Origin of the sequence: Acinetobacter faecalis, assembly GCF_034187745.1 — a bacterium.
Taxonomy (GTDB): Bacteria; Pseudomonadota; Gammaproteobacteria; order Pseudomonadales; family Moraxellaceae; genus Acinetobacter; species Acinetobacter faecalis.
Map to the genome: position 1 here is coordinate 150,607 of NZ_JAXHPF010000003.1, position 26,586 is coordinate 177,192.

The window sequence follows — 26,586 nt, forward strand, 5'->3', positions numbered from 1 at the left end:
TTTTTGATAAGCCCTGCTAAATATAAAATTCATGATAAACTTAAGCTTAATAAATAAGCTTAAATCATGATCTTTTAGAAAACATAATTTAAGTGTATACATTGATAAAAGTGAGTTAAAACATGCTGAAGTGGTTTGAAAAATTATTAAATCCTTATCCAAGTGAAGGGCTTAATGAACCGCTTCCAACTCGTTTTTTTCCATTTGTCTGGCAAGCGGCAAAGGGTGTTCGTCCTTATTTGCTCATTCTTATATTGTGTACTGCTGGTGTTGCAAGCTTTGAAGCACTTTTTTATGCAAAAATTGGTGACCTAGTCAATTGGCTTAGTAAAAGCCAACCTGAAACTTTCTTAGATGATCATAAAACTAATTTAACAATTTTGACGGGTATTTTATTTGCAAATATTTTTTTTGCTAATTTCCAATCTATTATTAAACATCAAATTCTTTATAGCACTTTTCCAATGCGACTTCGCTGGAAATTTCATAATTTACTTTTGCAACAAAGTTTAGACTTTTTTCATAATGATTTTGCTGGACGTTTATCATCAAAAGTCATGCAAACAGCTTTAGCAGTACGTGAGTTTTGGGTCATATTAGGCGATATGCTTGCCTATGTATTTATCTACTTTTTCACCATGATTTTGGTTTTAGGCTCAATATCTCCTATTCTAATTATTCCACTTTTAGTGTGGTTTACTCTGTTTATTTGTGCTTCGCTTTATTTTATTCCACGTTTAAGTAAAGTTTCGCATTTACAAGCAGATGCGCGTGCTGTGATGACAGGTCGTGTAACGGATGCTTATACCAATATTCAAACCGTAAAATTATTTGCACATGCAGGTCGTGAAAGTCAGTATGCCAAAGCCTCTATGAAAGAATTCATGGTGACGGTTTATCAGCAAATGCGCTTAGGCACAATGTATGAAGTCTGCATTAATTTACTCAGCATTGTTCTATACGTAGGTGTATTAGGTACGGCAATTTGGCTTTGGACAAATGGTAAAGCTGAATTAGGTGTAATTGCCGCTGCAACTGCAATGATTTTAAAATTAAATAGTATTGCTGAATTTATTATGTGGCAAACATCTGCATTATTTGAAAATGTAGGGACAATTCAAGATGGTATGAAAACATTAGGACGCCCTATTACCATTCAAGATAAAGAAAATGCAGAAGAATTAAAGGTCAATAATGGCGAAATTACATTTGAAAATGTGAACTTTGCATACAATGATAAGAACGTGATTGATCAACTGAATTTAACTATTAAACCAGGTGAAAAAATTGGTATTGTTGGACGTTCAGGTGCTGGTAAATCAACATTAATTCAATTACTTCTACGTTTTTATACTTTAAACCAAGGTCGAATTCTCATCGATGGGCAAAATATTGAAGATGTAACTCAAGATACGCTTAGAAAGAATATTGCACTCGTTACGCAAGATACATCGTTATTGCATCGCACCGTTTCTGAAAATATTAAATATGGTCGTCCAAATGCGACAGATGAAGAAATGTTTGAAGCTGTCCGTAAAGCAAAAGCTGAAGAATTTATTCCGAATTTAACAGACTTACGTGGTAAAAAAGGCTACGAAGCCTATGTTGGCGAACGTGGTGTGAAACTTTCAGGCGGTCAGCGTCAACGTATTGCAATTGCGCGAGTTTTCTTAAAAGATGCTCCTATTTTAATTTTAGATGAAGCAACAAGTGCGTTAGATTCTGAAGTTGAAGCGGCAATTCAAAGTAGTTTAAATGAATTAATGAAAGGAAAAACAGTAATCGCGATTGCACACCGCCTTTCAACAATTGCACAAATGGATCGCTTAATTGTGCTCGATCAAGGTCATATTGTTGAACAAGGCACACACGATGAATTGGTTGCTAAAAATGGAATTTATGCGCAGCTTTGGCAACGTCAAACAGGCGGATTTTTAATAGAACAACACGTAGAATCAAAGGATAATGAATAATGTGGTACCTAGAAGATTTAAACATTGGTGATAAATTTCGAAGCCGAAATTATGAAGTTACACTAGAAGAAATTATAGAATTTGCGACGAAATATGATCCGCAAGTTTTTCATTTAGATGAAGAAAAAGCCAAAGATCATCCAATATTTCAAGGCATTGCTGCAAGTGGATGGCATACATCTTCCATTGTAATGCGCTTATGGACAGAATGTTTTCCTATTGCAGACGGTTTAATTGGCTTGGAAGGAAGTATGCGTTGGCCAAAACCAACTCGACCAGGTGATATTTTACATGTTGAGGTTGAGCTTACGGATATTATTCCATCGAAGTCGAAACCAGATCGAGGTATTGTGGTTTATAGCACACAAGGTTTAAATCAACATGGTGATGTATTACTTAATTCATCCACTAAAATTTTGGTTTTTAGAAAGTCTCAGTAAATTTTATATCTATATACAAGTAAGATATTAGCTACATCTTCAACTAATTTTTATTTAAATACGAAAGTGGTTGAAGTCTAAGCATCTGATCTATATATCTTTGCCAATTCAGCTTTTGTTTTGCTGTAAAAACATGTATAAATCATTACCAAAGTTATTTGCCGTTATTTTTAGGAGTTACCACAATGAATCATCCTGCTGAATTGAAGTATGCGTCTACGCATGAATGGGTTCGTATTGAAGGTGATCTTATTGTTACAGGTATCTCTGATCATGCACAAGATGCATTGGGCGATTTAGTTTATGTTGAGGCACCAAACGTTGGTCAGCATATTACTGCGGGCGATCAAGCTGGTGTTGTAGAGTCTGTAAAAACAGCTTCTGACATTCATGCGCCAGTTTCAGGTACAGTTGTAGAAGTAAACCCAGATTTAGAAGATGATCCTGACTTTGTAAATGATGCGCCGTATAGCAAAGGTTGGATTTATAAAATTAAGCCAGACAATATTGCAGATGTTGAACAGCTACTTTCAGCTGAACAATATGAAGCAGGTTTATAATTTATATATTTAGTGAAAACTAAATAAAAAGGCATCTATTTAAGATGCCTTTTTATTTAAATACTACTTTAAAATATTAAGCATCATCAGACGTATGATTCATACTAAATGAAGACGATTCAGCAGGAATATTTGAATCTTGGCGGGTAGATTTTAACTTAATTTGTAAGCGTAATTCATTAAGTGAATCGGCATTACGTAATGCTTCTTCATATGAAATTTCGCCGTAGTTGTATAAGTCAAATAATGCTTGGTCAAAAGTTTGCATACCCAATTCACGTGAACGTGACATAACTTCTTTTAATTCATGGAAGTTGCCTTTATGAATTAAATCGGAAATTAAAGGCGTATTTAGCATAATTTCAACAGCAGCACGACGCCCTTTGCCATCTTGAGTACGAATTAAACGCTGAGAAATAATGCCTTTTAAGTTACTCGATAAATCCATAAGTAACTGATTACGGCGTTCTTCTGGGAAGAAGTTAATAATACGGTCAAGCGTTTGGTTCGCGTTGTTTGAGTGAAGCGTACCTAAACACAAATGCCCTGTTTCGGCAAAAGCAATTGCGTGCTCCATGGTTTCTGTATCACGAATCTCACCAATTAAAATAACGTCAGGTGCCTGGCGTAGTGTGTTTTTCAAAGCATTGTGCCAAGAATGACAATCTACACCTACTTCACGATGCGTAATCATAGATTTCTTATGTTTATGCACATATTCCACAGGGTCTTCCACGGTAATAATATGCCCTGCCGAATTTTCATTTCGATAGTCAATCATTGCTGCTAAAGACGTAGATTTACCAGAACCAGTACCACCTACAACTAAAACTAAACCACGTTTTTCCATAATCACACTTTTGAGTGTTTCTGGAAGTTTTAGTTTTTCAAAATTCGGGATCTCCGCCGTAATGGTACGAATCACCATACCTACGTTTAATTGCTGTTGGAATACATTGACACGGAAACGCGACACATTGGGAATGCTAATTGCAAAGTTACATTCTAGCTCTGTTTCAAATTCTACTCTTTGACGCTCATTCATTAAGCTATAGGCAAATAGCTTGGTTTTTTCCGGTGTTAATTCTTGTTGACCAAAAGCCTTCATTAAACCTTGATGTTTAATACTAGGCGGAAAATCTGCAGTAATAAATAAGTCCGATCCCCCATACTCAACAACTTTAGTGAGCATATGAAACATAAATTTACGCGCTTCATCGAGCAATTCTGTGGTGTACATTAAACGACTTCACTTTAAACAATATGGCATATCTAAAATATTATTTTAATAAACAATATTTTAGTTTTTATTAAAAGTCATATTCGTATACTTTACACAATGTTACAAGATCCAAAAAATTGAATTGCTTAACAATTTTATATTTAAGTGATAAATCATCGAAATTAAAGCTATATTTTCATCTAAAATAATAAAAAAACCTCTAAAAAATAGAGGTTTTTTTAAACAAATAGAAACTTAGGCGCTTAACTTAATTTCACTGCATCTTAAAGTAGATACAATATCATTTAAAAGCTGTTCTGTTTTTTCCCAGCCTAAACAACCATCTGTAACAGATTGCCCATAAGTCATGTCACAAGAGATTTTTTGATTACCATCTACCAAATGACTTTCAAGCATTACACCGCGAACATTTGTTTTTAAGCGTTCCGCAACTATTGTTTTTAACACGTCTGGTTGATTAAGTGGATCTTTCGCACTATTACCGTGACTGCAATCAATGACTAATGCAGGTAACTCGCCTTTAACTTTTTGCTTAATTTTATCAATTTCAGCAATTGAGAAATTTGCACCTGTATTTGAACCACGCAAAATTAAATGTGCGTGTGGATTTCCCTCAGATTCAATAATTGAAGGTAAACCAGATTGGCTTAAACCTAAAAATTGATGTGAGTTTGATGCAGATTGAATGGCATCTAAAGCGATTTGAATTGAACCATCTGTACCATTTTTGAAGCCAATGCTGAAAGGCATGTGACTTGAAATTTCACGGTGAATTTGAGATTCACTCGTTCTTGCACCAATTGCACCCCAAGCAAGTAAATCATCGAAATATGCTGTTGCCATTGGGCTTAATATTTCAGATGCAAGCGGTAAGCCCATTTCAATAAGTTGTAAGTATAATTGGCGTGATTTTTCTAAGCCTAATTGCATATTTGCAGATCCATCTAAATTTGGATCGTATAAAAAGCCTTTCCAGCCGACAGTTGTACGTGGCTTTTCTATGTATGCACGCATAACAAGGAATATTTGGTCAGATACTTGCGCTTGTAGTTCTATTAATTTTTCAGCGTATTCAAGTACTGCAACAGGATCATGAATTGAACATGGTCCTGTAATCACCATCAAACGTTTATCTGTACCATTTAAAATATTTTGAACCGTTTGACGATGTTGTGAAATTTGCTGCGCTAATTTTGCAGATAATGGTAAAGCAGCCTTTAACTGTATTGGTAGGCTTAAAGTCGTTTCTTTGTTCGTTGTTTTTTCTAATGTATTTACTAAAGCGTTCATTCTTCATTCCTTTGGACTGTGTTTTCCAGTCCGATCATTTATTTAAGCATATTGGGTCTGGTGGATTGCGTCATAAGTTGACTAAAGTAAAACCAATAAGAGTTGCTAAAATATGACAAAGTAAATGTTTTCATTAAAATTCTCCAAAATATGAATCAAAAGACATAAAAAAACCCGATCAGGTTGCCCCGATCAGGTATAAACTTGTGGGCAACCTATTTGCTTGCCCAAACGCATTCAGGCAATTATCTAAACTGCCAGAAATAATAAGTTGCGTTTGAGATCACAGGTTGCTTTAACATCTTTTATCATCAAATAAAAATAAGTTCTAAAAACAAAATACCTGTAGTTAGTTACTTTGACAAGATATTTTTTGTGTAATATTCAAATTAACTGAAATATTTTATGCAATATTTCATCTGCTAAGGATGAATTTAAGGCTTTCATCCTAAAATAAAAAGCCTAATAAATTAGGCTTTTTATGAATACTATAAATTTACAAACTTAGAAATGCACAACTGAACGAATAGATTTACCTTCGTGCATTAAATCGAATGCTTCGTTAATTTTATCTAGTCCCATTGTGTGGGTAACAAAAGGTTCAAGTTGAATATCACCTTTCATCGCTTCTTCAACCATAGCAGGAAGCTGTGAACGACCTTTTACGCCACCAAATGCTGTACCTTTCCAAGTGCGACCTGTAACAAGTTGGAATGGGCGTGTTGAAATTTCTTGACCAGAACCAGCTACACCAATAATTACAGATTGTCCCCAACCACGGTGAGCACATTCAAGTGCAGAACGCATAACATTGACATTACCAATACATTCAAATGAGTGGTCTACACCCCAACCTGTCATTTCAACAATCACTTCTTGAACAGGCTTATCGTAATCTTTTGGGTTTACAAAATCTGTTGCGCCAAACTCTTCTGCAAGTTTGAATTTTTCAGGATTTGTATCTACTGCAATAATTTTGCTTGCTTTGGCTTTTTTAGCACCTTGCACTACAGCAAGACCAATACCGCCTAAACCAAATACAGCAACAGTATCGCCTTCTTGAACGTTTGCAGTGTTCTTAACAGCGCCTAAACCTGTCGTTACGCCACAACCTAATAAGCAAACATGCTCTGGGTTTGCATCAGGATTAATTTTTGCCAAAGATACTTCAGCAACAACAGTATATTCAGAGAATGTTGAACAACCCATATAATGATAAATTGGCTCACCATTATAAGAAAAACGTGTTGTTCCATCCGGCATTACGCCTTTACCTTGAGTCGCACGTACAGAAGTACATAAATTGGTTTTACCAGACTTACAGAATAAACATTCACCGCATTCTGCTGTATAAAGTGGAATCACATGATCGCCAGGTTGAACGCTTGTAACGCCTTCACCGACTTCTACAACAATACCTGCACCTTCATGACCTAATACTGCAGGAAAAACACCTTCAGGATCATCGCCAGATAAAGTGAACGCATCTGTATGACATACGCCTGTATGTGTAATTTTTACCAGTACTTCACCTGCTTTAGGTGGAGCAACATCAATTTCAACAATTTGTAGTGGTTGACCTGGACCAAATGCGACAGCTGCACGAGATTTCATTTAAGCCATTCCTTTAATTAATTACGAACTTACAGATAATTTACAGTATCGTTATTTTATTCACAGTTTCAACCTTTAACATACGTTATATTAAAGAGAAATTAGATTTAATCATTCACATGACCATGCTTTTAATGCAAAGTAAAAAGATTCTTAAAATTACCACATTAGTAATTTTACTTACAGGATGCAGTTTGCCTATGAATGAAGCGAAAAAACAAGAACAAGTTCAACCCGCCGATCTTAAAACAAGTTGTGAATACTGGCTGCATGGCAAAAACTTTGATACTCAACTTGAACAAAATTTGACTGCATATTTAGCTTTAGATGATGCTTTTTTAAGTATTGCATCACGCCTGCATATTATTAATAAAGCCAAGCACAGCATAGATTTGCAATATTATATTTGGGAAAATGATTCGATTGGACAACTCCTACTTTCTGAGTTGCTTAAAGCCGCAGATCGTGGTGTAAAAGTTCGACTTTTAATTGATGATCAAAATGGTACAAATCTCGATTCAACACTAAAACAATTGGCACAACATCCTAATTTTGAAATTAAGCTATTTAATCCCTATAAGTTTAGAAAATTTAGGGCAATTGATTATTTATTCAGATTAAAAAATGTAAATCATCGAATGCACAATAAACTCATTATTGGCGATGGTGTAATTGCCGTAACTGGTGGTCGTAACATTAGCCGTGAATATTTTGATGCGAGCGATCAATTTCAATTTACAGATTTAGATATTCTGTTTTATGGCGCACCAACATTACAAGCCAATCAAGTTTTTAATACCTTTTGGAATGATGATTTAAGTTATTCGGTACAACAGTTATTAGGTGAAAGTTCACCTGAAGATTTAAAAGAATTACGCCGTCAATACGAGTTAGATGATTTAAGAAAAACTCAGCAAGAGCAAAAAATTTATAATGCAGAAAAAATGATTCGTGACACTTTAGAAAGTAGCAGCATTCATTGGGCAAAAGCACATTTTATTGCAGACTCTCCGAATAAAATTAGAGGACAAGCGAAAAATCAGGAACTAATTTATAAACAAATGTTTGGCATTATGGGGCAACCTAAAAAACATATGGATTTAGTTTCTGCATACTTTGTTCCGCAAAAAAGCGGCTTAGAATATTTAAAAAATCTTCAGCAATCTAACGTAGATACACGCGTTTTAACAAACTCTTATTTGGCAAATGACGTTCCTGTTGTGCATGCATTTTATCAAAAATATCGTACAGATTTACTTCAATCTGGCGTAAAAATTTATGAGTTTAAACCTTATATAGAGCGTACAAAGCGTACATGGTATGAAGTTGCTACAGGAAATGTCATTCCTGCTAAAAATAAAAATGCATCTCGCTTACATGCAAAATTCTTTGATATTGATGGCATGGTATTTATCGGATCATTTAATTTTGATCCAAGGTCTGCACATTTAAATACTGAAGTAGGTTTGGTTATTGAATCTGAAGATTTACAACAAGAAATTAGAAATACCTTAGATGAATACTTACCTCAAATTGCGTATGAGCTTAAATTAAATGAAAAAGGTGATTTAATTTGGTTAGATCATCAACCGAATGGCTCTACAATTATTCATAAGACAGAACCAGAAACCACAAAATTTCAACGTTTTGCATTCAAAGCGGTCTCTTATTTACCAATTGAATGGATGATGTAATGACAGAATAATTACTATCACTTCACAGACCTTAAATAAGGATGATTTCTGCTTATATTGAATTTTGTGTTTCATTGATTTTGTATTTAATTTAATATTCATGCTTTATTCATCTCCCTATATTTTGTAATGCAATTCTTTGATTTAAGCCAACAGTTCAATTTAAGTAATATTTTAACGCCCTTTCAAACTTTAGAAGATTTAAGTCAGCAAGAATGGTTTTTATCAAAAGTTCGAGTAGATCACGATTGTGAAAATGATAATGAAATACTTGAAGGACAAGTCGTTTTAAAATCGAATCATAATATTCAAATTGAGTTAGAATGGTTAATTCAAGATACAGGTCATGAGTTACAAGTACTTTTCAAAGGTATTGAAACACCTGCAAATCATGAAACATTATTGATTGTTAAGGGCGCACAATTGGTCGATAAAAACCAAGAAAAGCTTTCAACACAAGCTCTAATTCTTTGGATTGATGGCACACTTTTAGCAATGATTTCCAATTTACGTAAAGACATTAAATCTCGCCTAAACCTTTGGGATTATGTTGAATACGATCATTAATTTTGAGCTAGATTTTCTTTCTGTAACTCGAAAATAGCCTCGGCAAGAACATCAAATATTTTTTTATCTATACATTGTGCAACATTAAAACGCATATAACACTCTGCCCCTTCAGATTGGCTAAATGCATTTCCAGGGGCAAGAATAATGTTCTGTTTTAAGCATAGTTGTGAAAGCTTAGATGCATGAATTCCTTCGGGTAATTTACACCAAATAAAAATTCCTGCTTTAGGAATAATCCAAGGTTCTATCCCTAATTTTGTAAGTTTTATCAAAGTGTCCTTCGTGTGCTTGAGTAATTGTTTTTTAAGCCAATCTATATGTTTTGGAAAACTCGTGTCCATTAAAGATTGATAGATGATTTCAGCATTTAAATTACTGTTACTGAAGTTTGTGGAAATTCTTAAATCAATTAAAGCATCAATCAGTTTTAAATTAGAAATAATATAGCCACAACGTACTGCAGCAGATAATGTTTTGGTATAACTACCAATTTGAATTACATGCTCAAAACCTGCTAACGATGCGTATCTTGGCGCAGGCGTATATTCAAAATCTGCAAATATTTCATCTTCAATAATAGTCAAATTCGCTTTTTCAGCCAATTTAGCAATTTGATAAGCTGTTTGTAAGCTAAGAATTGCCCCTGTTGGATTATGAATCCCTGTATTTGTTAAATAAATTTTAGGCTTCAAACTTAATGCTTGTTCAAATTTTTCAACATCAGGACCATTTTGTGTAAATGGAATAGTTACTGCTTTTAAGTGATGCGTTTTAATTAAAGCTTGAAAGTTAAAATAACAAGGATCATCAATGAGAATTACATCGCCCGCTTGTAATAAAAGTCTAAAAATCAGGTCTATAGATTGCGTTGCAGAATCTGAGATAAGTATTTGATTAGGATGTACGTTTAAATCATAAACTTCTTTTTTCCGTACAATAAGCTGTCTTAACTGTAAATGTCCGTGTGGAACAGCATAATTAATAAGCAGTGATGTTTCCGATTTTGCCGCTAATTTTAAAGCTTTTCGAATGGTTTGTTCTGGCATCCAATTTTCAGGTAACCATCCGCAACCTGGTTTTAAAGCATCATTATTTGCTTCTAAAGCTTGTCTTGAAATCCACAAGGGATCAATTTCTCTTTGATAGCTAAACTCTTGTTCTATAAACTCAAAGCTTGGTCTATGACCTAAAACATAATAGCCTGCGCCAACTCGCGACTCTAACACGCCTTCTGCAACTAAACGCGCATAAACTTCCACAATGGTAGATACCGAACAATTCATTTGTTTTGCAAATTGACGAACGGATGGCAACCTTGAGCCTGCAATTAAACTTTTATTGGAAATTTGCTGTTGAATAATATCTGTGACAGATTCTATTTTCGTTTTAGCCATAGTCTTTTATCGTAATTTTTTAAAATTGTACTGTAATATTTACCATAACAGTTACTTTAAATTGTATTGGATTGTATATCCAAACTACGTGATCAATATCGTTTAATCGCTTTAAGATTAGCGAGTATTGAAAAATGACAAATACAAATGACGGTTTTTTATATGGTTTTATTGGTGTTGTAATATTTGCAGGTTCACTCCCTGCTACACGTATTGGTGTAATGGATTTTAGTCCAGAATTTATGACTTTTGCGCGAGCATCAATTGCAGGAATTATTGGACTAATCTGCTTAATTGCGACAAAACAAATCAAGCCTAATTATCGTCAATTTAAATCTTTACTTATTATTGCTTCAGGTGTTGTGATTGGTTTTCCATTGCTTACGGCATTTGCTTTACAAACCATTACCGCAGCGAGAGCAATTGTATTTGTTGGAATGTTACCGCTTTCTACAGCATTATTTGCAGTTATTTGCGCTAAAGAAAAACCTAAGTTTATGTTTTGGCTGTTTGCTATTTTGGGCAGTGCATTCGTTGCAGGATTTATGCTATTTAATGACCAAAAACAGATGTTTGCTATTGGTGATTTATATATGATTGCTGCCATTTTAATTTGTGGTTTGGGTTATGCTGAAGGCGGAAAACTTTCACGTGAATTGGGTGGCTGGCAAGTCATTTGTTGGGCTTTAACAATCATGTTACCTATCATGTTTATTCTTTCATTTGTTTACGCACCTGCTAATTACTCAACAATTCAAATTGCACCTATTTTAGGTCTTATTTACGTTGCTTTATTTAGTACACTTATTGGATTTTTCTTTTGGTACAAAGGCTTAGCAATTGGTGGAATTGCAAAAGTTGGTCAAACTCAATTAATGCAACCCTTTATAGGTATGATTTTATCTGCGGTAATTCTGCATGAACATATAGATCTGTCTATGATTATCGTAAGTATCGCAGTTGTTATATGTGTCGGTTTAGCTAAGAAATATGCTTAAACTTTCATAACAAACAGGCTTATAAAACTAAGCCTGTTTGTTTAAATAACTCATAGTAAGCTTCTGACTTTTTTTCTAATGCTAAGGGATAGGCTCTAGATGAAGATGGCATACGATATAACGTTAAAGCTCTACTATTAAAAACACAGGTTGATGATTTACCAATTTGCGGTTTCAACGTGTCTTCAGGCATAGATAGCATTAAAGTATCTGTTGCTTTATCACCTGTAGTGACAATAGAAAAACAATTTGGCATTTCACTTAATAAAGAATGAATATCTGTTGCCGTTTCAATGTGTAAAAACTTATCTGCCGCATTGGCTTTTAAACGTTTTACTTGATACGCCGTATCAAAAATACCTATTCCTTTATCATTTAGAAATTCTATTATTTTATCTAAATGAAAATTCTTATTGGGTAAATCTAAAAAATAATCTTTATCTTGAAAGAAACAAACTCCAAAAATACGCCACATATCATTTTGATAATTCGGATAATAAAAATCCATTTTCCAACGTGTTTTAGGTGGAGGAAAACTGCCTAACATAAGCAGTTTCCCATTTTTTGGCAAAAATGGCGCTAAAGGATGCGTTTCAATTTCAAAATCAACCATTTATGTAGTCTTCAAAATTAAGAATATTCATACATAAAAGCACATAATTCGCATTATTTTAAGTGTGTTTTTGAGATAATGTTTTTGCCAAAAAAAATCATTCACAATATTTTCACAAAATTTTCGCAAAACGATTAATTTTGCTATCCATCTACTTCTGTCGAATTCAATGCCTTATCCATACTTTAAAATTTGAATTTATTTTGTACAATCTATACAATTTGATTATGTAACTTTTTCGAGTTTTAGAAATGTCTAATGAGCATGGTGGTAAACGTGACGGTGCTGGTCGAAAGTTTAAATACAACGAACCAACTAAAGCATTACGTGTTCCTGAATCTCGAATTTTAGAAATAAAAGAATATTTGAGTAAAAATCAAAAGAAGTCTGAACTTATAGATTTTCGTGAAGTTGACCCTAGAACTCATGTTCAAATTCCTGTGGCAACTGAACGTGTTCAAGCTGGCTTCCCCTCACCAGTTCAAGACTATGTAGATAAAAAGCTAGATCTCAATGAACACTTAATAAAAAATGTTAATGCTACATACATAGCCAAAATAGATTCTTTATCTATGATTGGTATTGGATTAGATGTTAACGATGAAATTGTTATTGATAGAAGCCTAACTGCAAAACACAGAGATATTGTCGTAGCCAAAATTGACAACGAACTAACCGTTAAACGTCTTATGATTGAAAATGATGTGATTTGGTTAAAAGCTGAAAATCCTGACTTCCCCGATATTCATTTTAAAGAAGGTCAAGAGTTTAGTATTTGGGGTGTAGTCACAAAAGTGATTAAGAGCTTTAGATGAAATCTAAACAAAAAATATTCGCGCTTGTTGACGTAAATAATTGCTACGTCAGCTGTGAGCGTGTATTCAATCCTAAATTAGATAATCAGCCTGTTATTGTATTAAGTAATAACGATGGTTGCGCTGTTGCACGCAGTCAAGAAGCTAAAGATTTAGGCATTAAAATGGGCGTGCCATTATTTAAAATCAAAGATATTGTTGAGAAGCATAACGTCCAAGTACTATCTAGTAATTACAAATTATATGCAGAGATGTCTAAACGCTTTCATTCTGTATTGGCTGACTTTGTAACACCTGCAGAACAAGAAATATATTCAGTTGATGAATGTTTTTTAGATTTGAGTGCATATAGTTCCCTACATGATTTAACTGATTACTCACATCAAATGCGTGAACGTATTCTTAAGTGGTTGGGTTTACCTGTATGTGTTGGTATTGGTCGCAGTAAAACAGAAGCTAAAATTGCTAATTACATGGCAAAGAAAGCTAAACGCTTTAATAGTGTTTGTGACTTAACTTCAATGAGTACTGAACATAAAGAATACTTTTGGTCTTTGATCGATGTATCTGAAGTTTGGGGTGTTGGTGCAAAAATTAGTAAAAGGCTAAAGTCTATAGGAATTAATACAGTTTTGGACTTAGCTCGTGCAGATCCGCATATGATCGGTAAACAGTTTTCTGTAGTCACCCAACGTACAGTTATGGAATTACAAGGTATCTCATGTATTGAACTTGAAGATGCTCCACCCGCTAAGAAGCAAATTATTTCATCTCGATCATTTGGTACTAGAGTTACAGATATAAATTCATTGTCTGAAGCAATGAGTGATTTTCTACAATCTGCAGTTAAAAGACTAAGAGCTGAAAATAGTCTTTGTGGTTGTGTGATTGCATTTGCCCAATCTAATCCATTTGATAAAGATAAGCCCTTTTACAATAAGTCTATAAGCATTGGTTTTGATGAACCAACGGATTCTGCTGCAATCATAAATAAAGCGGTTATGGCTAATATGCATCAGCTATTTAAAGAAGGTATTGAGTTTAAAAAATGTGGCGTGATCTTTACAGGAATTGAATCTAAAGCGACTTATATACACGACTTGCTTGTTGATAGTGAAACCATAGAAAAATATGAAAAGCTTCAACTATCTATTGAAAATGTTAAAAGTAGATTCGGTGAAAACAAACTAGCTATTGGGCCGTGTAAAATAGCTAATCGGCAATGGGCAATGTCCAGAGATAAGCTCACGCAAGATTATTTTAGTTGGGATGGAATGTTGGTTGTTAAGTAAGCCCTCACTTGAGGGCTTTTCCAATTTCAATCCACGCATCCACTTTTGCAGCGCATTCCGCACCAATTTCTAAGCTTTCAATGTATCGCGTTAATAGTTCGCCCATTGAATTGTTTTCAAGAGATTTGTATTCATCGCACTTAACTAGAAGATTTGCGGGTATTTGCGGTGATACGGGCTTGTTCAGCGTTCCGCATCCCTGCATCATCAAGCTTGCAATCACGATAGATAGTATTAGTAATGATTTTTTGATTTTCATGTTTTATATCCCTAAATTCAGTTTTGATGTTTTGCTTTTCAGCTTCAAGCTTCACTGAAATATCGAATATTTTTTCATTCAATTTTTCTTCAGCTTTACGTTGCTCTTCTTTGTCTTCTGCAATTTGCTTTTCATACTTAGCGACCGTTTTTGATTCAATCATGTCACGCTGATCTTTAACACTTGAATAGCAGCCAAATTGAATAAGTGAAATCACAACAAAAGCGATAATCATATAAATAGTATTCATTGTACCCCCAAGCATTTTGAATGACGTTCAACTTGTCGAGTCCATACGCCATAACAGTTATTTTTACGAATCGAACAATCACGCTTGGCAACGTACTTATATTTAAGTAATGAATCACAAGCTGCTTTGTATTTGCCTTGCTTTAAATTACGAAGCATTGAAGACTGCGACCATGCACCAGTGCCATACTGATATGTAAAATCCATATAAACGTCATATTCAGTCTGAGAAATTGGCACGTTTAAGATGGTTTTATTGAATCGCTGTGCATCTTTATCCATATGAGCTTTTAATAGTTCAAGGCCCTGCTTTTTTGTAATCGGTGGATCAGTCATTTTGACTCGAGTACCATCAGGATAAACTGTGATACCGGGACCAATCGTAGGCACATCGCCTTTCACTGGAATTATTGGTTTTGCGGTAAATCCCTCTTTGGCCATAGTGGCTTGAACTTGTTGCTCACTTACTCCAGATATAAAAAAACCGCCTGTTAATAAGGCGGTTGATATTGTGGATCCAATTACAAATAATCTAGTCTTGTTCTGCATTGCACTGCTCCAATGCTTTACGCATATTAATTTCGTGAAGTTCTTGTTCACGCTGATCTTTGCGTTTCTGAAAACGTTTATTGGTTCGATAATTTTGAAAGCTGATTATCAGACCTGCAAAACCTATTCCAACACCAACTAAAAAACCCCAATCCCAAGTGTTAAGCCATGAGAGCAAAGTTAAGCCTGTACCTGTTCCGTATGCGACAGGCCCTGAAGAATCTACAATTTGTGTCGCATTTGACATTGCGCCCCCTAAATTTTGGTAATAAAAAAGCACCCTATTGGGTGCCATATGGTATGTTTTGCTAAGATTACGCATTAACCGCAATCTCAGTTGAAGATTTTAGTCAAGTTTTACGCTTTAAGCAGAGCTTTTCATTATTCACAATTGTTTAATTATGAAAAATCATATTTAATTATCACAATTAAAAATAGGTTTTAAGAAGCTTTTTTAAATATTTGAATCTTAATTTGAATGTAAAACTATTATCTTCTGATGAAATTATTTTCTTTATTTCTGATCGCATTGATTTCTTCCAATCAGATACGTTAGCAAGTTCACTCTTCCATTTTTTAAACTTAGTCTCAACCAACCAAAGGTCATACATGAGTATACTAGACTCATTAAATGGAATGTTGTTATCACGACATACTTTTAAAATAATATTAGTATTATTAAAAATTTTATAAAAATTCGGATTGGCTTTTTTTGTAGTAGAGCCCATATTAAAGTGATAATAATAAATACCATCGCACACTCTAACATTCCTTGCATTTAAAAAATTAAGCTTAGTAATCACTTCATCATTATTAATGTAGTTTTCTCCATTTTTATTATATTTTTTATACAAAGCATAAGAGTCTAAGAATACCTTTTTTCTAAAAACCCCCCATCCATGAACTCTCCATTCCGCTAAACAATTTTGAAGAGCTGATAAACCAGTAAACTCCTTATCATCCGTAAAATATTCTGGAGATCTAAATTCAGAATTTCGTTCATTTTGCGAGATAGCTAAATTATATAAAACAATATCTACATCTTCATCAACCTCAGCCATTGCACAAAATATAGCATCTGGAGAAAATGAATCATCTGCATCTAAAAAAGTTACAAATTCAGCATCACATTGCAATATTCCTGCTTCACGTGCTTTTGCCGCCCCCTTATTCGCCTGAACTATATAATGAATATTTTTATGATCCTTTGCATAATTACGAATAATATCTACTGTTTTATCTGTTGATCCATCATCAACCACCCAAATTTCCAAGTTGGAATATGATTGACCAAGTAAACTATCTAAGCAATTAGCAATGTTTTTTTCTTCATTATATGCAGCAACAATTGCTGCACATTTTAATTGTGTCATTTGTTTAACCTAGAAATACTTCAAAATTAATATTTACCTATTATTACTTTTTTTTGATAAACATTAAACATCAATAACAAATCAAAATACTCATTATTTTATAACCTTAAAGCATACTCCCAAAACTCATCTATATCTAAATCAGTTTTATCCAACATATCACGCATAGCGCCAATGCTTGGGTCATTACGATCAAAATATCCAGCATCTTTAAAACCAAGCATTGTGAGCTCACGTGTGTATTCATCTTCAATCAACATGATTTGAGCTTCAATATCAGAAGACTTAAAGCCCATTTCAAGTAAGCCACGCATAAATTGATAGCGTTTAAGTTTTGGATATTGTGAACGCTTATATGCGAGTTTTTCTTCTTCTGATCTGGTATCTATCCAGTCTGTACCGCTCCACGTATCAAAAATTGAAACTGGTTTTGATTCGGTAAAGCCTTCTTTGATCTCTCCAACATAATCGACTTTAATTTCAGATTGATCAGTTGTCGAATAAACCACTTTTCCACGATGATCTTGTTGTATTTCCCAGTCCCCATCAACAAAAACTGGTGTGAAGCCTGCTGATGTTTCGGGTGGTGTAATCAGAGTACTATTCGCTGCTAAGCCTGTTCCTTTGGCCCAGTGATATTGAAAACTGCCACAGTAAACATAGGTCATATCAAAAGAATAAGCAGTAATAACTTTATCTTCTTCTAAATTAATCATTTTAACCAGCCTTCACAATATAAAGAAACGCAATGTTTTTAATTCGGTTTTCACTCGCTACCGGTACGACTCTTGATGCATCAAAGCTATTTACATACGAAGTAATCGAGCCTGTTGCTTGTGCATTCAAAACATTGCTTGCAACAGTAGTTGCAGCGAATACACCAGTTGTTTGCTTCTGTTGGTCGTAGCCGATTCTAGCAATAGTACCCGTGATATTTCGTATAGCATCTTCTTGCTCACTCAAAATTATACGATCTGTATCAACACCCCTACCATTATCTAAACCACGTATCGAATAAGCCCGCATATCTGGCAATTTTGGGCCATAAAGTGCGAACAATTTAGGGTGTATGCTCTCAACAATATCTTGGCCCATCATGACTAAAAAACCTGCTGGTGGAATTAATTTGGGATATGGAATAGGCATATATTTATATGCATCATCAAAATCTAATTTGCTTAATTTACTGTCATTTAATTCTTTTACAGTTCTTGCAGAAGCGACTTTGTTTGCATCATTAGTGGTTAAATTGTCTACGATTTCAGTTTTTGAAATCGGATCCAATTCAATAAGTTCATTAATTTTTAATGAAAGCATATTAAATAGATAGTTAAACCACTGTCGAGCAGGAAATTTCGGTCTTGGAAAACCATCCGTTAAAACCAGTTCATCTGTATTCTTTTGCCCATCACGTGCAAATTCTTCTAACTTCTCAATAGGCATATTTATTCCTCAATAATCAACTGCACACCTGATGGCAGTGGAAAAAATAATTGAACAAGGATTTTGTGTGTTTTGGTGAATTGCGGATATAAATTCTTAAATGTGACAGTCATATTTTCGTTATCAATCACTTTAAATTGATCATGATCCAGCACCAAAGCAAGAATTTCATTTGTTTCAACAAGACAGCCTATACTTTTGTTTTTTAGGATTTTAGCTTTAATTAGTCGCCTTAAAAACTCACCTTTTGGCACTAATCCACCAGTTCCAGATTGACCGCTTTCTCTAAAATAACCACCCACTGTTGGGTCGTCTGTTTCACCAAAAGTCAGTGCATTATCTTGATCTGAAAACCCAAAATATTCTTCAATAGCAGCACCAGGAATAATAAGTGGTGTACCTGTCCATCTTGCGAGTGTTTCAAGATATGGATCATTTGCTGTATCAACATCGTATTTTGAATTTAGTGTTGCTAAGAAATTAAAAAAGCCCACCATTGGTGAGCTGACTTCTTCTAACATCTGTATAAATTTTTCTTTATTCCGATGCTGGCTTGTGATTAATTTTGTGTAATCACCAACTGCTTTTTCATTCACTTGTCACCTCAATGGCGTTGTTACTTGCATCACAAAAAGCAACACACCCAAAGGGTAAAATATAATCACCATCTACAGGAACACCATCCACTAAAATTGAAATGCTATCAACTTCATAAGACATGCTTGCCTCAGCACCAAACAGGTTTGCTACACCAATAATTTTGTTTTGAGTGATTTTGTCACCAATATCGAGAGCATTAGTATATGTAGCTAAATTCTGTGAAATTGCATCACTCGTATCGGCACTATACGAATCGGTAGATAGAATTCGGATCTGATAGGAAATCTGTTTAACTGTTGGTCGGTAAATTTGCACTACTTTCGGATCACTATAAGGGCTTAAAACAGTAATATTTGTATTTCCATAATAAGCACACCCCATAGCTTTTTTAATTGCCATAATTTCCGCAATCTCTTTTGAGTCACCACCATAAACAACAATACATACCGAGTTCGCAGGTAATCCATTTACATCAACTTGTGATGTATCATTTTCAAAAGCCTTGCATCGTGTAACATCATTCAAAGTCAAAATTGCACCACATAAAGCATCTGTTTGTGATGATGCAGCATTTTGTGTTGATAGTGCTTGTCGCTGTCTTAGCTTAGTATCGCTTTCAATATCTTGGCCCATTGAAGATGATGTCAAATTGGAAACAGACAACCAACCTCGTGTCGGTGTGGTAATTGTCGTAATACTATTAGCTTGAGCAAGTATCGCACCTGCTTGTGATGCTTTCGCTGTAACAGTAATTTGACCATCTGAGGGTATTGTCACTAAAGCTGGTAAATTCCACTTATTTCCATTTTTATCGGATGCAACACCATTGCGAATTGCTGTACCTGGTATACCTGTAATCAATAAATCAGCAGTCGAAAATGTTGCTAATGAGCGTTGAATGCCATTAATTTTTACATTTCGCGTAAGAGCATCTTTTAAAGCAGTTTTAGGATTAAATGAGTTATAAACCTGAAGACATGCCGAGCCAACATTTGTAAACTCTAAAGCCAGTACACCAAGAAATTGACCATCTAGGCTATCAGCTTCTAAGTAAACATCATCACCATAAATACCTCTGTATTTATCTTTTAAATAAGCAATAATTTGATCGTATGTTGGTGCTGTTACGCCATTTGCATCAATAACAGGAGCTATCGTTTTAAGTGTCATTCATATTCCCCTGTGATAACTGCCTGACCATAGATAGTATTTACATTCATGCTTACTGTAAGTGTTCGTGTGTTTGGTTCAAGTTTGCTGCCAAAATTCTCAATACTTAATACGCCTTGAGTTTCAAGCACTCGCTGTCTGAGTGTAAGCTCATACAGGTTTGAAGACCGCTTGCCCAATACAGCTTGAGACCATCCAGTACCTTCACTTTTATCCGCAAACCATTCACCAAGCCAAAGTTGTAATCTTGTATCTATTGCTTGTGCTACAGCTTCAACACTATTGATATGAAAATCATTTAAGCTACTGCCAAAGCTGTAATCATTATTCTCGTCATGTTTTCTATATCGCATAAAAAAACCATCTTACGATGGCCCTCATTATTTTGGATTTCCTGTATCACTACCACCTGACTGCACACCTCCATGTTTGTGCGTACTGAATTCAATACCACCTATGGAAGCACCTGCTGATAGGGTGGATTTCCCTGTTACATCAAGCGTGTTTTGTAGTGTTGATGCACCTACCACATCCAATGTTTCAAGTAGTTCAACAGGATGATGGAATACCGACTTCGTACCAATAAAATTAATCACACCATCTAGTGTGATCTGAATTTTACAGGTGTTCGCATCATTGCGAATTTCAAGGTCAGTGGTTGAAATACCTGATATTTTCTTGGCTTGTGATTGCGGTCTAAAGAATGCAAAACCATCTGATAAATCATGCTTTCGAGTATCAAAAGGATTCTGAATACCGCCTTGTTGCCACCACACATCAATGTTTCTATCTGCAAAACTAACCAGGCATTCATCACCTTGTTTAATTGGGTGAGTAATCGTGAATCCACCTGCACATGGGAACATTACAGGCACATCAAGAAACATAGGAAGTTCTACCAATTCAATTTCACCGCTTGGTAGGTTGATTGGAATCTTAATAGTTGACTGAACATCTACCGTGACTGCTTCAGGATCATATTTAATAACTTCGCAAGGCAGGCAAGTCCAAAGATTTGTAAGTTCTGCCTGAATTGCATCTCGTATGATTTGTAGTAGATCGGGTGAACGTTCATTATTAGTTAATGCCATTTAATCCACCGCTGAAATAGATATACCTGTAATTGGAACTGCTGCACCAATTGCTGTGCAAACCATTACCGAATACCAATCATTGCCACGAGTATCACCATTATGCTCAATCGCTTGAATCACAAAAATACCCTCTGCATTGGACGCTGTTTTAGGATTCTTAAAAACTTGATCCTTGCCTTGTGAATCATAATCAATGTCATATTGCTGACTTTGCAAAGTAGACATATCAATTCGTATTCGCCCCATCCTTTTTAAGCTTGGATTGAGTAGGCATTTTACATTTAAGCCTTCGCTTGTAAGTTCGGGTAATCCAACAATACCTGTAGTCGGTGTAATGATTTGAATTGGCTCAATTGAATATTTGTCAGCATCAATAGATCGAAGCACGTCATCCGACCAGTCGAAAGTAACATTATTTTCTTTGCCAATTTTTTGGATATAACCACCTAAAGAGCCAAATAGAACACGACCTCTTATGTATTTTTGCTCACTTAGCTTTACGGTTTCACCTACATCCATACCATTTTTTTGAGCTTCATCAACTAAGACTTTACCCATATCATCAACTGTAGTACCTGACGGCACACATTGATTAATAACCGCTGTGTTTTGAACCGTATCACCCGAAATAGCTAACACACACAAATAAGTATCTGTTGCATTTTCACGACCACGGCGATATTGAAATACTCGACCCTTAAAGATGGTTTGGAGTGGATCAGCCCCATAACTACACTCAATAATTACTGTGGTATCAAGGTTGGAATTATCGACACCTGCCAATAAGTTCATCGTTTTATCAGAAAGGTTGTAGATATAAATTTGTGCTGCCTTTGGTTGAGTTGCTGTTGCTTGGCTTACTTGGAATACACAGCGAAACTCTGATAGATCTAGTGCGGATTCAGCATCCTTATCAACTTGAATTGTCAATCTAAAGTTGCGTTGCCATTGCAATGTCATTCCATAGGCTCCCAATATAATTTTATATTCCGACCTAAATCACTAAAAGCCTGAGATTCATCTTTATTTGCATTTAAGGAATAGAAAGCACCTTTTAAGACGTGCTGGTATTGCTCTAATAGATTTACGCCTTGGCATATTAAAAGACTGCTAATCAGCATGTTTTCCGATGTATCAAGCACATCAAAGAACCAAGCATCTAGACGATAAATAAACTGTAATTTGTACTGCTTACCGCCAAGAGAAATATTAAACTTCTGGTTTTGCGATGTCAGTGGGATTTCATATAGAGCCATATTAAATTCCTAAAACTTCACCAATAAAACCAGCACCTCTATCCAGTAATGATCTATCAACAGGTTTTGGCTGCACTGTTCCCTTTTCTGCCACACCTGATGTTTCAGAAGGATTAGCTTGATTCTCTACTGCCACAACTGTTTGTGATGTTTTTACAAGATTAATTTTCTTAAAAGTAATCTCAATCATGAGCGAATTTTCACTCGTTAAATCAGTCGTGTTTTGGAGTGACTTAATCAGCATATTTGTATATAAGCGTTTACCCGTCATCACGATCAATGGAACGGCTGAACTTTGAAGTTTCTGCAATGTTTCATAAACAATCACAAGACTTAAATCACCACCGAGCACAGTATTACCAACCAACCCCTCTAATCTTCCTGCGCTCTCAGACCAGCCTACTTTTATTTTTAGCTCAGGTGGTTTTTTGAATGCATGATCGTTAATTGGTGCACCAACCTCCGTTGGATGTTCTGTAATTTCCATTTCATCTGTGTGCTTTTCTTCAACAGTTACATCCGCAAACAACCCCATGATTGTTCGACCTTGCCCTGCAAGCAATAAAGATCCAACGCTTTCCACACCTGGTATGCTTCCAACATTCCCAAGTGCACTCGATAAAACTGAGGTAATCGTCATTTTTACTTTTCCTTGGGTGATAAAAAACCACCTGAAGGTGGCTTATGTTGTATATTATTGAGATAAACAAGGGTATTAATAATGAAAAAACTACTACTTATCTCAGCTTTATTGTTTAGCGGTGGTGTTTGGGCTGAGTGTTCGACAGCAAAAATACCCAAAATAAAAGGCATGGATTCCATAACATACGATGACAAAGGTAGATCATCTTTGTTGGAAAATGGATGGAAACCAATACCTTTAAGCAAGCAAGAGCAGGAGGATATGACTTTTTTCAATAAAAAAACACCTGAAAAATACTGCTCTGCAACCATGTGTATATCAACATTTCAAGATAATAATAAAAATGAATTAACAGTTACTCAGGTTGGTGATTTTATTTCTGATATTGAGATTGAGTGCTCAATCAAGCAGTAAACACACCCTTAGCACCACGAGCCATAATTGCTAAATCATTCTCTTGCTGACGTTTCATAACGTTAGCAGATTCCATCGGACTTGATACGCCATTTAATGTCATATCAGTTTTAAAGCTTTGATGGATTGTCACATTTGAAGCTGTAATGTTTGAGTTAGCAACCTGTGACTTATGGGGATTACCACTTGGTATATCTGCATTTTGTGCAAATTTAGCAAGGTCTTTAGAGTTGGTAGGTAGACTTGTTTGACTTCCTCCTGTGAGTTTATTAGCAACTTGGTGGTGACCATTAAAGCGCCTTTTCTGAGCCTCAACAAAAGTCTTTGGTGTCATCCCTTTCTCCCAACCATTAACTTTCATTGCTTTTAATGTTGCTTTTGATACATCATTCGATCCTTTTATGGCAGGTATGACACCTGGTCCAATATTATGAAGCATATAGAGATTTTCCCCTGTTACAGGCAACCCGTGTTTTTTTAAAATTTCAGCGTTTTGCTTTGCAAGTAATCCTGTCGCTAAAGTGTTTATATGCTTGTTGTATCGTGGGTCGTTGGCTTTTCTAAAATTTGATTTATCAATTTTAGTCATTCCAATTTCTTTACCGTCCTTAGTTTTTGCTAAACCATTCCAAGTACTTTGAATGAATTGACCTGTTCCAATCGCACCTGTTGGTGACATCTTTCCAGTCCAACCTGCTTCCATCTTAACAAAACCACGAAGTACCTTCTCATCAATGCCGTATTTAATGGATGCCTCTTTGATATAACTATCCACATCCTTACCAAAACTAAATGCATAATTACTAGATGCACTACTAGCCATTCCCTTAACTTCATCATTCAAGACTTTAGCAATCCCAACCGCGGCATTCTTACCAAGCTCTGACGGTGTTACAGTATTTTGTGTAGAGTTTGTGTCGCCACCACCTGTAACTTTCTTAACACCTTCAACAATCGGTTCAATGATTTTACGAGAAGTGAAATCAACTACAGAATCATAGGTACCATCGCCAAAACTCCAATCAAGAGCTGTTTTGGTTAGGTTTTGGATCCATTGAATCAGCTCCTGAATTTTTTCAACGACCCAATCAATTTCTTGAGTCCACTTCGACCAATCAATGAAAGATTTCCCACCATCTTTCCATGTACTGTAATCATCCCAGAGCAAACCAATCGCAGCTGCTAAAGCCAAAACAATACCGATTGGTGATGCCAAGAATGCTAAATTCAACAACTTGACTAAGCCGATCAGTGATTTTATTGCAGGTATGAACTTAAACAGCAGTCCAAATACCTTGATAAATCCACCAAATACAACTGCTAACATTGCGAAACGCAAACCAACTGCCAAGCCCTGTTTAATTTCAGGGTTTAATTGTGAAAATGCCTGTATGCCTGCCTGAATGAGTTGATTGAGTAAGCGCAAGATTGGAATTAATGCTTTACCTGCTTGCATCACAATGACTTGAAAACCTGTCTTGGTCATCATGGTTAAATCACGATACTCAGCCATGAACTCATTGCCTGATTTGGCAAGATCGTCATTCATTCCAAGTTCTTTTTGAATCTTTTGGTATTTCTCCATGTTCGACATGAATTTACCATCACGCATTGCAAGTAACGTGTTTTGGTCAATACCAAGTGAACTTGCATAAGCATTGGCTTGGTATGCAGGCATCTTAGATAAAACACCGCTAAGGTCTTTCATCATCTCTACACGGTCACGCATTTCACCGTTTGCATTACGAGTATCTACACCAAGACTTTTAATTTGGCTTTCATAGCCTGGTGAATTCCGCATCTTCTCAGCAAGTGATTCAAGTGAACCAATTGCACCTTCAGCACTACCGCCTAATTGAGAAATAGCATTACCGTATGCATTGATATTGGTAACGCTTGCGCCAATACGTTGGGATGAGTAATAAAGCTTATCTAACTCACCTGCTGTTTGACGTACAGCAACAACTGCACCTGTTGCTAAGGCAAGTAGAGCACCTTTAAGTGCTGTTGCTTTTAACTCTAAACCATTCATAGCACCTTGCATTTGATTTAAGCCTGAGTTATCAGTTTTAAATCCCAATGCGACCATGAAGTCACGAATCACACCTGCTTGTGCCATGAGAGTACCTACCTAATTAACCAAAAATATTTTTGTACGCAAAACCCAAAGCGCTAATTAATGCCGCAGTTCCAAATAGTATTGCTGCGATTTTTGCCGCGCTTGCCAATGTTAAACCTGCTTTATCTGCACCTAACTCACTCATTTTTCCATCTACCTTTACTTGGTGTTTGGGGTTATAATTCACTTATTGTTTTCCTCTTATCTTGCTAAGGGGGGAACACAAAAAAGCCCATGATTACGAGTCACGGGCTTTTTGCTTTTTTATTTCTTACTCTGTCTTTCCTGCTCTTGCTGAATTAAATACTCATTGTCTGCAATCACATCCAAGGCATCATTCATTAAAGCAATATCAGCTAAATCAATCTTGCCATTTTTTAATGATTCAAACTTACACATGCCCTTTACACACGGACGCATGAGCCAATCCATACCGTCATCAGGCAAATTTTTATAATTTATGCTTGGGCTGTCTTGATGCTCGATGCCTTCGTAAGCAGCCCTTGAATAAAATTTCCCAAGTTTGTACGAACCACAGCAACGATAAGTGGCAGGATTTGCCCCATTTCCATATCATCAAACATGATTGTCTGACCACGGCAAACCACAGCACCATTACGCTTAACAACTGACAAACACTTGTAGGTGATGTAATTTACATCATCTTCTGGCATGTTTGCGAATGCTTCCATAAGTGGCATTAAGGCTTCTGTAAGTGGCTCTAGTTCTGCAATCTCAGCATTATCACCAGCTTCAATTGCTTTTAGTGTTTCATCTAAATCACCTTTAGCGATCTCGGTGATAATCGGCATGATGGTCGGAACGATTGGAGCAATTTTACGAGACACATGAAGTTGATCGAGCGCATTTAAGCGCCCAATCGTATACTCATGTCCATTAATCATTAGGCTTTCCATTTAT

The 26,586-nt window shown here is 35.5% G+C and carries 32 protein-coding genes; 9 read left to right on the top strand and 23 right to left on the bottom strand.

The annotated features are described in order from the left end of the window. Positions 1-122: 122 nt before the first annotated feature. The 3 genes from SKM54_RS04325 (at position 123) to gcvH (ending at position 2,973) form a co-directional block, all read left to right on the top strand. Positions 123-1,973: an ABC transporter ATP-binding protein gene (locus tag SKM54_RS04325; protein ID WP_321092686.1), complete on the top strand. Its 1,851-nt coding sequence runs from the start codon at positions 123-125 to the stop codon at positions 1,971-1,973. Then, positions 1,973-2,413: a MaoC family dehydratase gene (locus tag SKM54_RS04330; RefSeq protein WP_321094338.1), complete on the top strand. Its 441-nt coding sequence runs from the start codon at positions 1,973-1,975 to the stop codon at positions 2,411-2,413. The genes SKM54_RS04325 and SKM54_RS04330 overlap by 1 nt, the downstream gene beginning before the upstream one ends. A 185-nt stretch (positions 2,414-2,598) precedes the next feature. Further along, positions 2,599-2,973, top strand: a complete 375-nt coding sequence (gcvH, locus tag SKM54_RS04335) for a glycine cleavage system protein GcvH (RefSeq protein ID WP_321087295.1) — start codon at positions 2,599-2,601, stop codon at positions 2,971-2,973. 76 nt (positions 2,974-3,049) lie between these two features. Here the strand turns inward: gcvH and SKM54_RS04340 are convergent, their stop codons facing one another. The 3 genes from SKM54_RS04340 to SKM54_RS04350 form a co-directional block, all read right to left on the bottom strand. Then, positions 3,050-4,213, bottom strand: coding sequence for a PilT/PilU family type 4a pilus ATPase (locus SKM54_RS04340; protein WP_321087297.1), 1,164 nt, complete (start codon positions 4,211-4,213; stop codon positions 3,050-3,052). A gap of 237 nt (positions 4,214-4,450) precedes the next feature. Next, on the bottom strand, positions 4,451-5,506 hold the full coding sequence (locus SKM54_RS04345) for a 3-deoxy-7-phosphoheptulonate synthase (RefSeq protein ID WP_321094340.1): 1,056 nt from the start codon (positions 5,504-5,506) through the stop codon (positions 4,451-4,453). A 504-nt stretch (positions 5,507-6,010) separates the two neighbouring features. Next, positions 6,011-7,120 (bottom strand): S-(hydroxymethyl)glutathione dehydrogenase/class III alcohol dehydrogenase, encoded by a 1,110-nt coding sequence (locus SKM54_RS04350; protein ID WP_321087300.1) that lies wholly within the window; start codon positions 7,118-7,120, stop codon positions 6,011-6,013. Between the two features lie 125 nt (positions 7,121-7,245). Between SKM54_RS04350 and SKM54_RS04355 the strand changes: the two genes are divergently transcribed. Together SKM54_RS04355 and SKM54_RS04360 are read left to right on the top strand one after the other, a co-directional pair. Continuing rightward, positions 7,246-8,814: a phospholipase D family protein gene (locus tag SKM54_RS04355; RefSeq protein WP_321087391.1), complete on the top strand. Its 1,569-nt coding sequence runs from the start codon at positions 7,246-7,248 to the stop codon at positions 8,812-8,814. A gap of 129 nt (positions 8,815-8,943) precedes the next feature. Further along, positions 8,944-9,381: a hypothetical protein gene (locus SKM54_RS04360; protein ID WP_311917590.1), complete on the top strand. Its 438-nt coding sequence runs from the start codon at positions 8,944-8,946 to the stop codon at positions 9,379-9,381. Here the strand turns inward: SKM54_RS04360 and SKM54_RS04365 are convergent. Next, positions 9,378-10,778, bottom strand: a complete 1,401-nt coding sequence (locus SKM54_RS04365; RefSeq protein ID WP_311917589.1) for an aminotransferase-like domain-containing protein — start codon at positions 10,776-10,778, stop codon at positions 9,378-9,380. The genes SKM54_RS04360 and SKM54_RS04365 overlap by 4 nt on opposite strands. Positions 10,779-10,912: 134 nt before the next feature. Here SKM54_RS04365 and SKM54_RS04370 point away from each other — a divergent pair, with 134 nt between their 5' ends. Next, on the top strand, positions 10,913-11,776 hold the full coding sequence (locus SKM54_RS04370; RefSeq protein ID WP_321087306.1) for a DMT family transporter: 864 nt from the start codon (positions 10,913-10,915) through the stop codon (positions 11,774-11,776). Between the two features lie 19 nt (positions 11,777-11,795). Here SKM54_RS04370 and SKM54_RS04375 read toward each other — a convergent pair whose 3' ends face one another. Beyond that, positions 11,796-12,389, bottom strand: coding sequence for a uracil-DNA glycosylase family protein (locus SKM54_RS04375; RefSeq protein WP_321094343.1), 594 nt, complete (start codon positions 12,387-12,389; stop codon positions 11,796-11,798). A gap of 251 nt (positions 12,390-12,640) precedes the next feature. Here SKM54_RS04375 and SKM54_RS04380 point away from each other — a divergent pair, with 251 nt between their 5' ends. Beyond that, the gene (locus SKM54_RS04380; protein ID WP_321094345.1) at positions 12,641-13,204 is read left to right on the top strand and encodes a LexA family protein; all 564 of its coding nucleotides are present in this window, start codon (positions 12,641-12,643) and stop codon (positions 13,202-13,204) included. Next, positions 13,201-14,496, top strand: coding sequence for a Y-family DNA polymerase (locus SKM54_RS04385; RefSeq protein ID WP_321094347.1), 1,296 nt, complete (start codon positions 13,201-13,203; stop codon positions 14,494-14,496). The genes SKM54_RS04380 and SKM54_RS04385 overlap by 4 nt, the downstream gene beginning before the upstream one ends. A gap of 4 nt (positions 14,497-14,500) precedes the next feature. Here SKM54_RS04385 and lysC read toward each other — a convergent pair whose 3' ends face one another. The 14 genes from lysC to SKM54_RS04450 form a co-directional block, all read right to left on the bottom strand. Then, positions 14,501-14,755 (bottom strand): Rz1-like lysis system protein LysC, encoded by a 255-nt coding sequence (gene lysC, locus SKM54_RS12405; RefSeq protein ID WP_455350659.1) that lies wholly within the window; start codon positions 14,753-14,755, stop codon positions 14,501-14,503. Further along, the gene (locus SKM54_RS04390) at positions 14,637-15,005 is read right to left on the bottom strand and encodes a hypothetical protein (RefSeq protein WP_321094349.1); all 369 of its coding nucleotides are present in this window, start codon (positions 15,003-15,005) and stop codon (positions 14,637-14,639) included. Before SKM54_RS04390 ends, lysC begins: the two co-directional genes overlap by 119 nt. Next, positions 15,002-15,553, bottom strand: a complete 552-nt coding sequence (locus tag SKM54_RS04395) for a glycoside hydrolase family protein (RefSeq protein ID WP_321094352.1) — start codon at positions 15,551-15,553, stop codon at positions 15,002-15,004. The genes SKM54_RS04390 and SKM54_RS04395 overlap by 4 nt, the downstream gene beginning before the upstream one ends. After that, positions 15,537-15,800 (bottom strand): hypothetical protein, encoded by a 264-nt coding sequence (locus SKM54_RS04400; RefSeq protein ID WP_321094354.1) that lies wholly within the window; start codon positions 15,798-15,800, stop codon positions 15,537-15,539. The genes SKM54_RS04395 and SKM54_RS04400 overlap by 17 nt, the downstream gene beginning before the upstream one ends. A gap of 181 nt (positions 15,801-15,981) precedes the next feature. After that, complete coding sequence (locus tag SKM54_RS04405) at positions 15,982-16,926, bottom strand: glycosyltransferase family 2 protein (protein ID WP_321094357.1); 945 nt, start codon at positions 16,924-16,926, stop codon at positions 15,982-15,984. A gap of 98 nt (positions 16,927-17,024) precedes the next feature. Continuing rightward, positions 17,025-17,642, bottom strand: coding sequence for a hypothetical protein (locus SKM54_RS04410; RefSeq protein WP_321094359.1), 618 nt, complete (start codon positions 17,640-17,642; stop codon positions 17,025-17,027). 1 nt (position 17,643) lies between these two features. Continuing rightward, entirely contained in the window at positions 17,644-18,369 is a 726-nt protein-coding gene (locus SKM54_RS04415; RefSeq protein ID WP_321094361.1) for a hypothetical protein, read from the bottom strand. Positions 18,370-18,371: 2 nt separating this feature from the next. Beyond that, the gene (locus SKM54_RS04420) at positions 18,372-18,965 is read right to left on the bottom strand and encodes a DUF2612 domain-containing protein (protein WP_321094363.1); all 594 of its coding nucleotides are present in this window, start codon (positions 18,963-18,965) and stop codon (positions 18,372-18,374) included. After that, entirely contained in the window at positions 18,958-20,139 is a 1,182-nt protein-coding gene (locus SKM54_RS04425) for a baseplate J/gp47 family protein (protein WP_321094366.1), read from the bottom strand. The genes SKM54_RS04420 and SKM54_RS04425 overlap by 8 nt, the downstream gene beginning before the upstream one ends. Then, the gene (locus SKM54_RS04430) at positions 20,136-20,492 is read right to left on the bottom strand and encodes a hypothetical protein (protein ID WP_321094369.1); all 357 of its coding nucleotides are present in this window, start codon (positions 20,490-20,492) and stop codon (positions 20,136-20,138) included. Before SKM54_RS04430 ends, SKM54_RS04425 begins: the two co-directional genes overlap by 4 nt. A gap of 27 nt (positions 20,493-20,519) precedes the next feature. Further along, positions 20,520-21,230 (bottom strand): Gp138 family membrane-puncturing spike protein, encoded by a 711-nt coding sequence (locus SKM54_RS04435; protein WP_321094371.1) that lies wholly within the window; start codon positions 21,228-21,230, stop codon positions 20,520-20,522. Continuing rightward, positions 21,231-22,193 carry a baseplate hub protein gene (locus SKM54_RS04440; protein WP_321094373.1) on the bottom strand — a complete coding sequence of 321 codons (963 nt, stop codon included), beginning with the start codon at positions 22,191-22,193 and terminating at the stop codon, positions 21,231-21,233. Then, the gene (locus SKM54_RS04445; protein ID WP_321094376.1) at positions 22,190-22,489 is read right to left on the bottom strand and encodes a phage baseplate plug family protein; all 300 of its coding nucleotides are present in this window, start codon (positions 22,487-22,489) and stop codon (positions 22,190-22,192) included. Before SKM54_RS04445 ends, SKM54_RS04440 begins: the two co-directional genes overlap by 4 nt. Before the next feature lies 1 nt (position 22,490). Further along, the gene (locus SKM54_RS04450) at positions 22,491-23,129 is read right to left on the bottom strand and encodes a phage baseplate protein (protein WP_321094379.1); all 639 of its coding nucleotides are present in this window, start codon (positions 23,127-23,129) and stop codon (positions 22,491-22,493) included. Positions 23,130-23,210: 81 nt separating this feature from the next. On the opposite strand from SKM54_RS04450, the gene SKM54_RS04455 reads away from it, so the two are divergent. Next, positions 23,211-23,546 carry a hypothetical protein gene (locus tag SKM54_RS04455; RefSeq protein ID WP_321094382.1) on the top strand — a complete coding sequence of 112 codons (336 nt, stop codon included), beginning with the start codon at positions 23,211-23,213 and terminating at the stop codon, positions 23,544-23,546. Here SKM54_RS04455 and SKM54_RS04460 read toward each other — a convergent pair. From SKM54_RS04460 to SKM54_RS04475, 4 genes are all read right to left on the bottom strand, one after another. Then, positions 23,536-25,665, bottom strand: a complete 2,130-nt coding sequence (locus SKM54_RS04460; RefSeq protein ID WP_321094385.1) for a phage tail tape measure protein — start codon at positions 25,663-25,665, stop codon at positions 23,536-23,538. The two genes, SKM54_RS04455 and SKM54_RS04460, sit on opposite strands and share 11 nt — an antisense overlap. Positions 25,666-25,681: 16 nt before the next feature. Then, positions 25,682-25,852: a hypothetical protein gene (locus SKM54_RS04465; RefSeq protein ID WP_321089780.1), complete on the bottom strand. Its 171-nt coding sequence runs from the start codon at positions 25,850-25,852 to the stop codon at positions 25,682-25,684. Positions 25,853-25,929: 77 nt separating this feature from the next. Next, positions 25,930-26,085 carry a DUF6889 family protein gene (locus SKM54_RS04470; protein ID WP_321094387.1) on the bottom strand — a complete coding sequence of 52 codons (156 nt, stop codon included), beginning with the start codon at positions 26,083-26,085 and terminating at the stop codon, positions 25,930-25,932. A 38-nt stretch (positions 26,086-26,123) separates the two neighbouring features. Beyond that, positions 26,124-26,582 carry a phage tail assembly chaperone gene (locus tag SKM54_RS04475; RefSeq protein ID WP_321094390.1) on the bottom strand — a complete coding sequence of 153 codons (459 nt, stop codon included), beginning with the start codon at positions 26,580-26,582 and terminating at the stop codon, positions 26,124-26,126. Between the last annotated feature and the right edge of the window lie 4 nt (positions 26,583-26,586).